The sequence below is a fragment of the Ruegeria arenilitoris genome (assembly GCF_013035425.1).
GTDB lineage: Bacteria > Pseudomonadota > Alphaproteobacteria > Rhodobacterales > Rhodobacteraceae > Ruegeria > Ruegeria arenilitoris_A.
Genome location: NZ_WQHX01000007.1, coordinates 253,127 through 266,309, shown reverse-complemented (window position 1 = coordinate 266,309; position 13,183 = coordinate 253,127). Strand labels below are relative to the sequence as shown.

Here is a 13,183-nt window from a genome sequence, read left to right as displayed (position 1 = left end):
TCTTTTAGATATTGCGCTTTGGGCTAATAGGAGCTGAACCCAGGACTAGCGGAGTGGTTAGGTTTCACGATCCTCCACGCCTCCTTGCGATTACTCCCCCTGACCAAGGCCCCGGGTTCGAGCCGTATTAGCCAACCATGCTTTTCCAAGACCGTCAGCGCCGCCCGTGCGGCAGAACTGGTGCGCAGGCTTCGGCTTGGACCGTCCTTTTGCACGTCGCGCGTCACGACCTCATCGTGTTCGAAGCGTTCCAGCAGCCATACACGCAGTGTTTCTGCGTTGGCCAACTCCCGCGTCATTGTCGCCGCGGATGACAGTCTAACGGCCTCTTCGAGGTAGTAGCGGGCAAGCGCGATACCGTCCGTCATGACGTCGGCCTCGACTTCAGCAGCCTCCAGATTGGACCACAGCGTCATCACGGCCGCGATACGCGCAGCCTGTTCAGGGGCTTTGGAAGCAGCGGCTGTGACACTGGAAAGATCACCATGTGGAGCCTGTCGTTCTTCAAGTTCATCAGCGAAGGTAACCAATAGCTGCTTGGCTGCCGGGCTCAGGGGCATGAGACGTGGCTTCAAGGCGCCTGTATGCTCGTCGATCGGCAGCGGGACCATCAGGATAGAGTTCATTCGTGCCTCATACTCTGCCTTGGCAGAGGGGTCGAATTTTACGTTGCAGTAATACCGTTCACCTATGCTTGACTTCGGTTGGCAAATCAGAAGCCGAGCTGAGAAGCCAGTATCGTCAGCAAGACCGCCAGCTATAAATCGTTGCATGACAATGGGTTGTACTAGCAAGTGAATTGCTAATCTCCGGCCATACAGCGTGGACACTCCATCGCCTCTTCTAGTCCGTTTAATGGGTTTGCCGGACCAAAGGTTGTTAACGGCTGCGAGAGATTTCTGCTGATTGTCGCTATTCATGGCATACCCGCCGAGAAACTGGCCGCCTTCGTCCGAGAACACGCCAAGGCTTGGACGCCCTTGAACGAACGCCAGCCACAGGCCTTCAATGCTCGGCTCGGTTACTGTCAGTTCCGGGTTTGCGGGCGGCTGGGGCCGAGGATCAAGGCCATCGAGTTCTTCCTTGGCCACCTCCACGCTTGATCCGGTAGCCTTTTTCACCTTTTCCAAAGCTTGCTGATGTTTCGCCACCCAGATCGCAACGTCGTTTTCCAAGTCGGCCATTTCGGCGACATGGTACTTTGCGGCCTCGTGTTCAAATTTGGTGATTGGTTTCATTAAGTGGTCATCGACGGTAGATTTGCGTTCTCCCGAGACGGCAACCGTCAAACAGAATAAAGAGCACGGTGCATTGCCACCTAGGGTTTCCACATCCGCATGTGCCTGAACTGCCAAAGACGCGCAGGCGAGAGCGGACTGGGCGGCTATCGCGACAGGTGCAAGTGTCTCGCCTTGCACTGCCTCTACGATACCTTTTAATGCGCCCAATGCTTCAACCGGATATGGCTGACCTTCAGGTGGCTCGCAGACAAGCGGCTGCGGGCCTTCAGGCTGAAAGGGCTCGGCGCTAGATATGGCTTGTATTTTTACGACCATGATTTGCCCTCCTGAAGTACGTCGTTCCAGTCCATGCCATCGGGAGTGTTGGTGACCAAAACTTGCCAGCCCAATGCATGTGCACGTACAGCCAGCTCATGCGCAGCTTGCCGCCCGGTAGTATCACCGTCAGGCGCTATGATTAGCTTGGATGGACTGGGTGGTAGGATAAGAGACCGCATGTTTGACGCTGAAAGCGCCGCCCATACACTGAACGGAGGAGGCGAGATACCTGATTGAATCGACAGGCAGGTCTCAATGCCCTCGGCGACTATGAGGCCATCTTCGCCTTTCATAAGACGAACAGCTCCGCCTTTGGTGGGGCCCAGCATGACTTTTTGTGGCTCCACATCTGCTTTCTCGCCCATCTCGTCGATATATGTGAGATGAACTGCCGATCCTTCGCTGCCTTCAATTCGAGCAACTAGTGCAGCGAGCAACTCCCCTGATAGATGTTCGCAAATTGGCGCATATCGAAGGTTGTGTATGTCGTGGCATTCAATGCACCGCGATAGCAAATATTGCTCTGCTGGTGTTCCTTTGAGATCATATGCACTGTTCCAAAGGTTTCGAGCGCGCTTCTGCCGGTAATCTAGTGAACTTAAGTTCACTGACTTATTGCCGGTATCGCAATTTTTTATTGAGCTGTCTGAATGACCATTGAAGAGCCCTCGTTCACCAAGGCCTGCCATGACCTCTTCGAATGAGCATCCTGCGTGGCAATGCGCGAGGAATTTGCCGTCGTCGGCGTTAGTGACAGTGAGCGCAGGTGTGTCGGTGTTAGCGTGTGCGGGGCAATGGCAAAGACCATAGTGGCCGTACCATTTGCCACCCAAATCTTCCGTAGTTTTACGCGCGTCAGTCATAGGATCGTCCTCCGCGCAGTTTGCTCAAGCCGATTTTGAAGCCAGGCATCTATGTCGGAAGCCATCCATCCGACCGCGCGGGCCGACAGCCGGATTGGGCGAGGGAATTCGCCGCTTTTCATCATAGCATAGATAGTTGATCGAGAAAGACCGGTGAGCTTCTCCACTTCGTTTCGTCTTAGTATTTTGTTTTGCATTACATGCCCTCTTGGATTGTTTAGTCATGCTCTGGAAGCTAACCGAGCAGATCGAGGGCAAACAAAACCGATCGGGACAAAACCGTTCTGATTAAACGTTCGGAATTATTTTTTGTTTTTGGCGGGCGGTTTACCGACTTTTCCAAAGCTTGGGTCTTCTTGTTTTGCGGCTTTGAAGGCTTTATTAAAAATGCTTTTAGGGACCAACCCGTTGTAATGGTCCCATTCTTCTTCTTTGTTTTTGTACGTGCCTGCCTTGTGCTTCTGTAGAAGCGCGTTTTTGACGCCGATTAGGGAAAGTCCTGAAGAACCGGTAGCGTCCCCAAAAATTTTGAGAAAGAACTTCTCAAACTCTTTTCGCTCAAAAAGTATAGGACTTCCGATATAGGGCCCGGATATGTTGTAGATTTTTGGACCTCCACCGATAGCAACGTATTTTTTCGTACCGCTGCCTGGAACTCCGACGGCGAGGTCTACAAGTTCGTTGGCGCGAAGATGCGTCCCGGCCTTGGGAGGCTCCACATAGTTTTTGGTCATCTCATCTACCTTGTCGCCGGACCTATGCAGAAATACCTTTTTGGAACTTTCGCAAAAGTTCCAGCACAACTCATTTGCTTTAACCTCTAGATTTTGGGTAGGTGTTTTCTTGTCTTCGTTTTCGAGGAGGCTTGTTGAAATACGTTGGTGGATTTCGGAGAGCCTAATCCAGCGTTTTGGCACAATCATGTCAATCTAGCCCTTTCAACATTGCCTACGGTTGAGTTTCTGTACTGAGGTAATTCGCCCAGTCCTCCATCATTTGACGGCGCTTTTCATAGTAGTCTGATCTGGCGTAAGCCTGTTCAGCTGCATCCCCGAGTTTATGACCCAATGCAGCTTCCGCCACCTCTCGCGGATACTCCGTTTGTTCCTGTACCCAAGTACGAAATGATGTTCGGAACCCGTGTACGTCAGCGTCATAGCCAAGTTCTTTAACCAGTTTTGAAAGCGTCATGTCCGACAGTGTGCGTCCACGAATGCTAGGGAAGATAAATCCGCTGCCATTATCCAGCGTTTTGGCTGCGCGCAGGATTTCAACCGCGCGTGTGGTTAATGGAACGCGGTGGGGCCGCTTCTGTTTCGCCCGTTCCGCAGGGACTGTCCATGTCGCACATGTCGCCGTGTCGCCGCCCGGTAATTCGATTTCTCCCCACTGCGCCAATCGAACTTCGGCGGACCTACTGGCGGTCAGTATCAGGAACTCCAGTGCCAGCTTCGTGGACTGCCATGCTTCCGATGCGTGGATGGTCTCAACGCATTCTGCCACTTTCGAATAGTGCAATGACTTCCGTGGCACCGATTTCCGGGTATCGCGCGGTAAGGCCAATGCTTCGGCCGTCGCTGGGTTTTGCGAACATAATCCCTCTGCGATGCCCCACTTGAAAACAAAAGAGACCCTGAAGATAAGTTTCTTCGCGACACTAGGAGCTTTGTTTCGAACAGCCAAAATAGCTTGTCGGATGTCCGCGCTGGTTACTTCGTGTATTGGCTTGTTGCCGACACGAGGGAAAATGTAGGTCTCCAAGGTTTTTAAAAACGCAGCACGATCTTTCGGGTTCTTCCAAGTTGGAGAAAGTTCTTGATGTGTTTCTCGAGCCGCTTCAGCAAACGTCAATACCGACTTTGCGCTTCGTTTGTTTGCAATGGGGTCTCCACCGTTTCTGATAACCCGCTTGTTTTCCAATGCTTGGTCGCGTGCATTCGAAAGGCTAACTACCGGCGAGCTGCCCAATCCAAGATCGTGCCGCTTGCCGCGGATGGTCACGCGCTGCACCCAGAAGCGGCCACCATCAGGTTTCACCCATAAAAATAGGCCCGTACCTTTGCCGTCGTAATACTTGCCCGGCTCTTTGATCGAATTAACGAAAGCGGCAGAAAGGCTCGACGGTTTGGATGATTTTAACGCTACCATAAAAGTTCCCACGATTATTCCCATACAAAGAGTGGGAATTTATCGGAAAGCAACAAGCCTTAGCGGATTACATGTGTCAATAATTAATTGATTCTATTTTAGAAAAAGGAACTTACTGGAACTTATCGGAAAGCTTGATGGCGCTTCTCAGGTGCGCCATTTCATTGTGACTGACTGGTCGATTTTTCGGAAATGCACGTAAAACATTGGAGCGGGACCGAATAGCGCAGCCTAATTTTTTTGCGCGGCGAAAAGTCTTGGGGGTACGTTTCAGAACTGAGATCAGTGAGATTCGCAAGAAAATTGGTGCGAATACGCCCAACTCAATCGCACAGTACTGAGTTTGCTTAAAGTAGCGCGAGTATCAGATCGCTTGCTCAGCCGCGCCAAGTACGAATGTCACCGCAATCCATATGTACAAAGTTTGATCGATAGTATTGGCCGACGCCGCCTGCACGACAGGACATCGCCGCTTTGGCCATTTGAGAAACCGAACGGGATGACAGCCTTAGATCAGCGGCCTGACCCTTCACATGCAATGAGTTCCGCGCGACGCCGCGCGACCGTGAACGAAGCATTGCGTTCGTTTTAGGCGAACGGTAGCCAGACAACAGCATGTAAGGCTCACTTGCATCCAGCAAGTTATGCGATGCAGCCATGATGTCGATGGTGCGCAGGTCCATATCTTTAACCTGATCATTGCGCCAATCGCGCATGAAGTGGTTAACTTCTTTCACGGCGTCCTTAATGTACTTACCATCGACCCAATAGACCATGTCGATACGTTCGCCCGTGCGACCGGAATACATCCGAATCCTGCGGATGTCGCCACCGCCGCGAAGAAAACCAGCTGCTTTTGAGTAGGATGGTGCCGCGACAACGGCTGTAGCGGCAAATGCACCCAATAGGGCACGCCGGGTTAGTCCCGATGTACTGCTCTTGCTCATTTCTAGTTTCGTCCCGTACTGTTCCTGCCTGCACACGATGTTACGCGCGCGATCTTAATTTTTTCCCATCCCAGACGCGGATTTTATGACACAGCCAGAATCGTGAGCCAAGCAGTCTTTCGCTTAGTCGAAATCCAAGGGGAATTTTCGGCAAATTTTTGCGCAATTGACACAGGCTTGCCGATATTTCCGGCAGGATCAGTCGACCAGATGCAAACACGCATCAATTTTCCAAAGATGCGGCTCGATGATATATTTGTGAATAGACATCCTCGAAGCAAACAAACAGTATCAGGTTTGGGCGCTTTCTAGAGTGCCTTCAAGTTATTGAAAAACCAAGGCCAATCTATGCAATCGGTTCTACGTTCTACTGCCAAATTTTTACTTGCGGCATGCATTGCGATCTCAGGGTCCGTCGCCACCGGTGACACGGACAACACCGCGTTTCAGATGGCTTTGGCGGAAAACACGGCTTCGGATCCGGCCCTTGCGGCATTTTATCGCCAAAACGGGTATGAGCCCGTTTGGGTTGGAAACCACGTTGAGCACGCGGTTCGTCGCGCCACTCTGGTGCGGGCTTTGTTGAATACAGATCAGCATGGATTACCCGATGGGCGATACGATCCGCAGGGTTTAGTTGCCAAGATGGAAACTGCCAAAACCACCCGCGATCTCGGGGCGGTCGAGGCAGAGTTGAGCAGCATTTTTGTGAAATATGCCAAAGACATGCATTCTGGAACCGTTAATCCCGAACAAATTGATGGCGGTTTGGTGCGAGAGGTGGACCGCCTTTCGTCACAGGAACATCTTCAGGCGCTGTTAGACCATGGTGGGGATACATACATCCATCAAGTTGCACCACAGTCGCCTCAATATCGGGCATTGATGAAGCAGAAGATGCTGCTGGAAAACCTTATTGCCCAAGGCGGATGGGGGCAGAAAGTACCAGATACCAAGCTGGAACGCGGGGACTCAGGAACTGACGTTGTCAGGTTGCGCAACAGGCTTGTCGCAATGGGTTACCTAAAGCCGACCGCCAGCCCCACGTTTGATGATGCGCTTGTCGCAGCTGTTCAGGCATTTCAAACAGCGCATGGGCTGGAAGCCGATGGGGTCGCCGGCCAAGGAACAATCGCAGAGCTAAACAGACCAGTTTCGGACCGCCTTAAGGCCGTTTTGGTCGCGCTTGAGCGCGAGCGTTGGCTGCCGGAAAAGCGTGGTGAGCGGCACATTTTGGTCAATCAAGCAGATTTCTCAGCCAAGATCGTCGACGATGGTCGCGTGACCTTTGAAACCCGAGCTGTTATTGGAAAGAACACACACGATCGCCGCAGCCCCGAGTTTTCAGACCAAATGGAACATATGGTTATCAATCCCAGTTGGTACGTTCCACGCTCAATCATAACTAAGGAGTATCTGCCCAAACTGCGTGCGAACCCAAATGCGGTGGGCCATATTCAGATAACAGATCGCAGCGGGCGCCGGGTTAATCGTGAGGCTGTCGACTTTACTCAGTTCACCGCGCGCAATTTTCCCTTTTCAATGCGCCAACCACCTAGTCAAAGCAACGCTCTGGGTCTTGTAAAGTTCATGTTCCCAAATAAACACAACATCTATCTGCATGATACACCTCAGAAAAGTTTGTTCGCGCGCGAGGTTCGAGCTTTCTCACATGGGTGCATTCGACTGGCCGATCCTTTCGAGTTTGCTTACACTCTGTTGGCCCGTCAGGAAGAGGATCCAAAGGCCTTTTTCCACGGTGTCCTGAATACGGGCAAGGAAACCAAGGTCGAGCTGGAGCAACCAGTTCCGGTGCACTTGATTTACCGCACGGCCTATATCGGACCTAGGGGCGAAGTTCAGTATCGTCGCGACGTTTACAACCGGGATCAGAAAATCTGGGACGCGTTGCAGAAAGCAGGGGTGGTCCTGCCAGACGTTCAGGGTTAATCACAGGGCAAATCCTGGAATAAGGAAGCCCGCCATGCAGTACACCATTCAACAAATCGCTCAGTCGCTTGGCGTCGAAGCCGAGGGTCAGACTGATCTTACAATTCTGCGCGCCGCCGAACCAAAGGATGCAGGGCCGACCGACCTTGCGATGGCAATGGCCCCGAAATATGCCGAGGATTTGAATGCGGGCACCGCGCGTGCGGCGGTGCTGTGGGAAGGAGCGGATTGGCGCGGGTTTGGCTTGGATGCAGCGCTCTTTGTAAAACGTCCTCGCATGGCAATGGCCGGTATCACAGCTATGCTTGACCGCGGCCAGGGCGTCGCGGAAGGCATTCACCCCTCTGCAGTGATTGATCCAACAGCCGAAATAGAAGACGGTGTTTCAATTGGTCCTTTGTCCGTTATCGGAGCACGGGCAAAAATTGGCATGGGTTCCGTAATTGGACCGCATTGCGTAATCGGTATGGATGCCTCGATCGGTCAGGGCGCGTATCTTCGTGAAATGGTCAGCGTCGGAGCAAGGTCGCAAATCGGGGATAGGTTCATAGCGCAGCCCGGTGCACGCATCGGAGGTGACGGTTTCAGCTTTGTAACACCTGAGGTTTCAGGTGTTGAAATCGCGCGTAAAACACTGGGTGATCAGGGTGACGCCAAGGCCCAGAGCTGGCTGCGAATCCATTCATTAGGCGCAGTTGAAATCGGCGATGATGTCGAAGTTGGTGCAAACTGCACTATTGATAACGGAACGGTCCGTAACACGGTTATTGGCACAGGTTCGAAATTGGATAACCTCGTTCATATCGGCCATAATTCGCAGATCGGAAATGACTGTTTGCTGTGTGGCCAGTCGGGACTTTCTGGCTCGGTCGTAATGGGAAACAATGTGGTTATTGGTGGGCAGAGTGGTATTTCGGACAATGTATTTATTGGCGATGGTGTGATTGCTGGCGGAAGCTCAAAAATATTGTCAAACGTGCCTGCTGGTCGTGTTGTTATGGGTTATCCGGCTGTAAAAATGGAAACTCATACTGAGATCTACAAAGCGCAGCGGCGTTTGCCGCGGTTGGCACGGGACGTTGCGGCTATCAAAAAGGCTGTTTTCAAATAGCCTCCAAGTGATTAAATCATCCCCAACGCGATAATCAGGGGAACGACATGAGCATCAGCGACCGCGTCATAGCAATAATTGCAGAGCAGGCCGTTCTGGAGCCATCCGATGTAACACCCGACAGCACGTTAGAAGATTTAGGTATCGACAGCCTGGGTTTGGTCGAAAGCATTTTTGCAATCGAGGAAGAATTCGATATCACCGTGCCATTCAACGCAAATGAGCCAACTGCCGGCGACTTCGATATCTCGAATGTTTCCGCCATTATCGCGGGAATTGAAAAACTCGTGTCGGAAAAGGTCTGACACTCGCATGAAACGCGTTGTCATCACGGGTGCTGGTACCATCAACTCGCTGGGCCACACGGTTCCCGATACACTCGAAGCAATGCGCGAAGGTCGGTGTGGTATTTCAGAGCTTGAATTTCGCGATGTGGAAAGGCTGGCCATAAAAATCGGTGGCCAAGTTCGCGGTTTTGGGGCCGAAGGTCGGTTCAATCGGCAGCAGATGACGCTGTATGATCGCTTTACGCAGTTTACCTTGACGGCAACCAAAGAGGCTATCGAACAATCCGGGCTCGTTTTCCATGGTGAACTTGCAGCTCGATCCGGAGTCGTTCTGGGAACTGCTGGCGGCGGTGTATCCACTTGGGACGACAACTATCGGTCGGTCTATGAGGACGGAAAAAACAGGGTGCATCCTTTTGTCGTTCCAAAGTTAATGAACAACGCCGCAGCCAGCCATGTCTCAATGGAGTATAACCTAAAAGGGCCAAGTTTCACCGTTTCGACAGCTTGCGCATCTTCGAATCATGCGATGGCGATGGCATTTCAAATGGTTCGCAGTGGTGCCGCACCAACAATGGTCACTGGTGGATCTGAATCGATGCTATGCTTTGGCGGGGTTAAAGCCTGGGAAGGCCTGCGTGTTATGTCCAAGGATGCATGTCGCCCTTTCAGCGCAAACCGGAATGGCATGGTGCAAGGCGAAGGTGCGGGTATTTTCGTGTTTGAAGAATTCGAACATGCCCGTGCTAGAGGTGCTGATATTCTTTGCGAAGTCGTTGGTTTTGCCATGTCCTCGGACGCATCCGACATCGTGATGCCCAGCAAACAAGGCGCCTCGCGCGCTATGGCAGGCGCTTTGTCAGATGCACGTCTGAACGCTAGTGATGTTGGCTACATAAACGCACATGGAACAGGAACCGCTGCGAACGATAAAACCGAGTGTTCGGCAGTTGCCGATGTCTTTGGTCAGCACGCGGATGAACTAATGATCTCTTCGACCAAATCTATGCATGGTCATTTGATCGGTGGAACTGGAGCAGTCGAGCTGTTGGCGTGTATCATGGCTGTGCGTGATGGTGTTATTGCGCCCACTATCGGATATGAGGAACCGGACCCAGAATGCGCTCTGGACGTGGTGCCGAATGAGGCGAGAGAAGCAAGTGTTGACGTGGCGCTTAGCAATGCGTTCGCGTTTGGTGGCCTAAACGCGGTTCTTGCGCTTAAACGAGTTTGACAACAAAACACCGCCGAATTCAAAACGGCGGTGTTCGACAATTCGATCGAAGATTAGTTTTGGTTCGGGGTCAAGCCATCGAACCCGGATGTAAATCCTGCCAGCGACATTTCGATTTCCAAAACCTGGTTGGGCGCAAGAACCGACACAATCGACAAAATCGCTTTGTTGCCGCCCTTCATTGCATCCACATCGCCTTCGGTAAATCCGAGTTGAGCGATACATCCAACTGGGTTGCAGTGGTGATAGTTGTAGCGTTTGCCAGGGGCGCCATCGACAGAAACAGCAAGTTGCGACGGGATATGGGTTTCCAGAGGGACGATAACCGTTGCGGCGGCAACCGCTGCGATTCCTTCTGGTAACTTCTCGATAGTAACTTCAGCAATCGGTTGGCCCTGTTGGCCCGTTAGAATTTGGCGCAACGCACAAGGATCATCGCCGCTTTCAGTCTTTATGCAGGATACTTCCCAGTCGCCAGATTGTTTTTCGACGTATTGCTCACCAATACGCGGGCCAGTTTCGCCTAAATCCAGATCGCCTTGGGCTGTTTGCCCACTGTCAGCTTGTGGTGATTCCGTCGGCTGCGCTTCAGTTGTTTCCTGGGCGAACACTGCGCCACAGCAAAGGGTGGCTGCCAACAGGTTTAGTGGAACAAGTTTCCTGATCATGAATGCCTCGTTGTGCTGATCCAGCTTTTTTTTCCATCTAGCATCCCAACCTTACCGTGTCAGGTTTAATCCGACTAGAACATCTGAAATTGATCGTATTTTCGCCTAATTCGTCAATTTTTTGCCGATCCCGCCCAACAAAAAAGGGAGCCGTTTGATCGGCTCCCTTTTTGTTTGGTTTCTCCCCGTCGGACTGGCCGACTTAGTTATGGCGCGACGTTACGAGAGGGGAACCCGGTGGTCAACTGTTAACGTAAAAAAGTGATCTGAATCGGGTGATAAGCAGTCGAAACCTAAAAAAGCCGTGCCCTAAGGCACGGCCAGTCGACAGGGAGGAAGTTTGCTTCCCCGCAGAAAACCCACATGGAAAGCAGATTGACTATCGCACTTAAAGGTTAACTTTATATGCTTTGGAAAGATCGGTGGAAGCAGGGGCGAGTTATCAATGAACGATAAGGTCTTTTTAGGCGGCGCGGGAGCAGATTACAGCCAGCCACAAGGATTGGCTTTGAACTATGCCAATCGACACGGGCTGATTGCCGGGGCGACCGGTACCGGTAAAACAGTGACACTTCAGATTTTGGCCGAAGGCTTCTCGCAGGCCGGAGTTCCTATTTTTTTGTCCGACGTCAAAGGTGACCTTTCCGGGTTGGCTCTTGCCGGTAGTGACGAGCACAAACTGCATCAGGCTTTTTCTGAACGCGCTGCTCGGATCGGGTTCGACACGTTTAGCTACGCTGCCTGCCCTGTGACTTTCTGGGATTTGTTTGGTGACCAAGGGCACCCAGTCCGCACTACAGTAACCGAGATGGGACCGCTGTTGTTGTCACGCCTGCTGGAGTTGAGCGAGGCACAAGAGGGTATCTTGAATATTGCCTTCCGGGTAGCAGACGAAGAAGGGATGCCGCTCTTGGATCTCAAGGACTTGCAATCTCTGCTGGTTTGGATCGGCCAAAACCGCGAGGAACTATCGCTTCGGTACGGCAATGTTTCAACCGCCTCCATTGGTGCCATTCAGCGGCGCTTGCTAGTTCTGGAAAATCAGGGCGGCAACAATCTTTTTGGTGAACCCGCACTGGATTTGTCCGACCTGATGCGCAAAGACGAAAACGGTCAGGGCATGGTGAATATCCTTGCTTCGGACAAGCTGATGGGAGCACCCAGGCTCTACGCCACTTTCCTGCTTTGGCTGCTTAGCGAATTGTTTGAGGAATTGCCGGAGGTTGGTGATCCAGACAAGCCCAAACTGGTTTTCTTTTTTGACGAAGCTCACTTGCTGTTCGATGATGCGCCCAAGATTCTTGTCGACAAGGTCGAACAGGTTGCGCGCCTTATCCGCTCTAAAGGCGTGGGCGTTTATTTCATCTCACAAAATCCGGCTGATATTCCCGAGGATATCTTGGGACAGCTTGGTAATCGAGTTCAGCACGCTTTGCGTGCCTTTACCGCAAAGGATCGCAAAAATTTGCGGTTGGCCGCCGAAACCTATCGGGAAAACCCGAGTTTTGACACAGAAACGGCCATTCGCGAGGTAGGCGTGGGAGAGGCGGTGACTTCGCTACTCGAAAAAAAAGGGGTGCCAGGTATTGTCGAACGTACCCTTATTCGACCGCCGGGATCGCAATTGGGGCCGATTAGCGCAAGTGAACGCAAGGCTCTGATGGCCGCTTCCGAAATGGCGGGCAAATACAAAATCCCAGTAGATCGAAAATCAGCCTACGAAATTCTTCAAGCCCGCGCGAGTGCCGCTGCAAAAGCCGCTGAACAAGCCGAAGCAGACGAAGTCATTGAAAACCAATCACCAATGGAACGAGAGTTTAGCGCCGCCAGACGTTATTCCGGTAGCCGTGTTGGTCGGTCAACTGCGCGCACGACGCGAAAAAAAGACACGTTTGCGTCTGCGATGAGTGAGGCGGTCATAAAAGAACTAAAAGGAACGACCGGACGGCGCATGGTTCGAGGAATTCTGGGAAGTTTGTTCAAAAACCGCTAAGTCAAGGATTGGTGTCAGCGCCACAGAAATTCAGCGCAAGACAAGAAACTAATTTTTAAGTCTACGCTGGCCTTCTTGTCTGCAATATGCATCCGCCTCGGGCACCGACATCTTTGTCGCAGGAAAATTGATTGCCCGGTCCCACGAGACACGGTCTTGACGATAGAGCTGACAGGTAACTTCGCCTTTGGGGGTCTGAACCGTGACCGGCGTGGTTTCAAGGTCTTCGGGTGTCGGTATGCACCCGGATAAAACGGCAACTAACGGAACTGTCAGGGTAGCGAATTTATATGGGATATTCATTTCAGTCACCAACCTTCAGTAATCGTTGTCACTCGATTTGCTCCAAATCTTCCAATCAATCCATACATGATGATCCGATTTGTTCTCTCGCGTGAGCAGTAGAGAAAGCGTTTATAAAAT

13 protein-coding genes are annotated in these 13,183 nt (G+C 51.9%); 5 read left to right on the top strand and 8 right to left on the bottom strand.

Going from position 1 to position 13,183, the window contains the following annotated elements:
• Positions 1–23: 23 nt before the first annotated feature.
• The 6 genes from GOV45_RS18765 to GOV45_RS18740 form a co-directional block, all read right to left on the bottom strand.
• Positions 24–1,556: a YfjI family protein gene (locus tag GOV45_RS18765; protein ID WP_170480632.1), complete on the bottom strand. Its 1,533-nt coding sequence runs from the start codon at positions 1,554–1,556 to the stop codon at positions 24–26.
• Positions 1,547–2,422: a DUF7146 domain-containing protein gene (locus GOV45_RS18760; RefSeq protein WP_170480630.1), complete on the bottom strand. Its 876-nt coding sequence runs from the start codon at positions 2,420–2,422 to the stop codon at positions 1,547–1,549. Before GOV45_RS18760 ends, GOV45_RS18765 begins: the two co-directional genes overlap by 10 nt.
• Positions 2,419–2,619 (bottom strand): helix-turn-helix transcriptional regulator, encoded by a 201-nt coding sequence (locus tag GOV45_RS18755; protein ID WP_170480628.1) that lies wholly within the window; start codon positions 2,617–2,619, stop codon positions 2,419–2,421. Before GOV45_RS18755 ends, GOV45_RS18760 begins: the two co-directional genes overlap by 4 nt.
• Positions 2,620–2,724: 105 nt before the next feature.
• Complete coding sequence (locus tag GOV45_RS18750; RefSeq protein ID WP_170480626.1) at positions 2,725–3,345, bottom strand: hypothetical protein; 621 nt, start codon at positions 3,343–3,345, stop codon at positions 2,725–2,727.
• A gap of 25 nt (positions 3,346–3,370) precedes the next feature.
• Entirely contained in the window at positions 3,371–4,570 is a 1,200-nt protein-coding gene (locus GOV45_RS18745; RefSeq protein ID WP_170480624.1) for a tyrosine-type recombinase/integrase, read from the bottom strand.
• Between the two features lie 377 nt (positions 4,571–4,947).
• Complete coding sequence (locus GOV45_RS18740) at positions 4,948–5,517, bottom strand: YcbK family protein (RefSeq protein ID WP_170480622.1); 570 nt, start codon at positions 5,515–5,517, stop codon at positions 4,948–4,950.
• Positions 5,518–5,865: 348 nt separating this feature from the next.
• Here GOV45_RS18740 and GOV45_RS18735 point away from each other — a divergent pair, with 348 nt between their 5' ends.
• The 4 genes from GOV45_RS18735 to GOV45_RS18720 are packed head-to-tail and all read left to right on the top strand — an operon-like array spanning position 5,866 to position 10,099.
• A complete protein-coding gene (locus GOV45_RS18735; RefSeq protein WP_170480621.1) occupies positions 5,866–7,467 on the top strand; it encodes a L,D-transpeptidase family protein in 1,602 nt (533 codons plus the stop codon).
• A 34-nt stretch (positions 7,468–7,501) separates the two neighbouring features.
• Positions 7,502–8,578, top strand: coding sequence for a UDP-3-O-(3-hydroxymyristoyl)glucosamine N-acyltransferase (lpxD, locus tag GOV45_RS18730; protein ID WP_170480617.1), 1,077 nt, complete (start codon positions 7,502–7,504; stop codon positions 8,576–8,578).
• Positions 8,579–8,625: 47 nt separating this feature from the next.
• A complete protein-coding gene (locus GOV45_RS18725; protein WP_170480615.1) occupies positions 8,626–8,883 on the top strand; it encodes an acyl carrier protein in 258 nt (85 codons plus the stop codon).
• A 7-nt stretch (positions 8,884–8,890) separates the two neighbouring features.
• Entirely contained in the window at positions 8,891–10,099 is a 1,209-nt protein-coding gene (locus tag GOV45_RS18720; protein ID WP_170480613.1) for a beta-ketoacyl-[acyl-carrier-protein] synthase family protein, read from the top strand.
• A 53-nt stretch (positions 10,100–10,152) separates the two neighbouring features.
• Here GOV45_RS18720 and GOV45_RS18715 read toward each other — a convergent pair whose 3' ends face one another.
• The gene (locus GOV45_RS18715) at positions 10,153–10,767 is read right to left on the bottom strand and encodes an invasion associated locus B family protein (protein WP_170480611.1); all 615 of its coding nucleotides are present in this window, start codon (positions 10,765–10,767) and stop codon (positions 10,153–10,155) included.
• Between the two features lie 445 nt (positions 10,768–11,212).
• Here GOV45_RS18715 and GOV45_RS18710 point away from each other — a divergent pair, with 445 nt between their 5' ends.
• On the top strand, positions 11,213–12,760 hold the full coding sequence (locus GOV45_RS18710; protein ID WP_170480609.1) for a helicase HerA-like domain-containing protein: 1,548 nt from the start codon (positions 11,213–11,215) through the stop codon (positions 12,758–12,760).
• A 48-nt stretch (positions 12,761–12,808) separates the two neighbouring features.
• Here the strand turns inward: GOV45_RS18710 and GOV45_RS18705 are convergent, their stop codons facing one another.
• Positions 12,809–13,063: a hypothetical protein gene (locus tag GOV45_RS18705; RefSeq protein WP_170480607.1), complete on the bottom strand. Its 255-nt coding sequence runs from the start codon at positions 13,061–13,063 to the stop codon at positions 12,809–12,811.
• Positions 13,064–13,183: the final 120 nt, after the last annotated feature.

Bases quoted from the DNA above. Each gene is read 5' to 3' on its own strand.
- GOV45_RS18765 (WP_170480632.1), bottom strand. From the start codon at position 1,556: ATGGTCGTAAAAATACAAGCCATATCTAGCGCCGAGCCCTTTCAGCCT.
- GOV45_RS18760 (WP_170480630.1), bottom strand. From the start codon at position 2,422: ATGACTGACGCGCGTAAAACTACGGAAGATTTGGGTGGCAAATGGTAC.
- GOV45_RS18755 (WP_170480628.1), bottom strand. From the start codon at position 2,619: ATGCAAAACAAAATACTAAGACGAAACGAAGTGGAGAAGCTCACCGGT.
- GOV45_RS18750 (WP_170480626.1), bottom strand. From the start codon at position 3,345: ATGATTGTGCCAAAACGCTGGATTAGGCTCTCCGAAATCCACCAACGT.
- GOV45_RS18745 (WP_170480624.1), bottom strand. From the start codon at position 4,570: ATGGTAGCGTTAAAATCATCCAAACCGTCGAGCCTTTCTGCCGCTTTC.
- GOV45_RS18740 (WP_170480622.1), bottom strand. From the start codon at position 5,517: ATGAGCAAGAGCAGTACATCGGGACTAACCCGGCGTGCCCTATTGGGT.
- GOV45_RS18735 (WP_170480621.1), top strand. From the start codon at position 5,866: ATGCAATCGGTTCTACGTTCTACTGCCAAATTTTTACTTGCGGCATGC.
- lpxD (WP_170480617.1), top strand. From the start codon at position 7,502: ATGCAGTACACCATTCAACAAATCGCTCAGTCGCTTGGCGTCGAAGCC.
- GOV45_RS18725 (WP_170480615.1), top strand. From the start codon at position 8,626: ATGAGCATCAGCGACCGCGTCATAGCAATAATTGCAGAGCAGGCCGTT.
- GOV45_RS18720 (WP_170480613.1), top strand. From the start codon at position 8,891: ATGAAACGCGTTGTCATCACGGGTGCTGGTACCATCAACTCGCTGGGC.
- GOV45_RS18715 (WP_170480611.1), bottom strand. From the start codon at position 10,767: ATGATCAGGAAACTTGTTCCACTAAACCTGTTGGCAGCCACCCTTTGC.
- GOV45_RS18710 (WP_170480609.1), top strand. From the start codon at position 11,213: ATGAACGATAAGGTCTTTTTAGGCGGCGCGGGAGCAGATTACAGCCAG.
- GOV45_RS18705 (WP_170480607.1), bottom strand. From the start codon at position 13,063: ATGAATATCCCATATAAATTCGCTACCCTGACAGTTCCGTTAGTTGCC.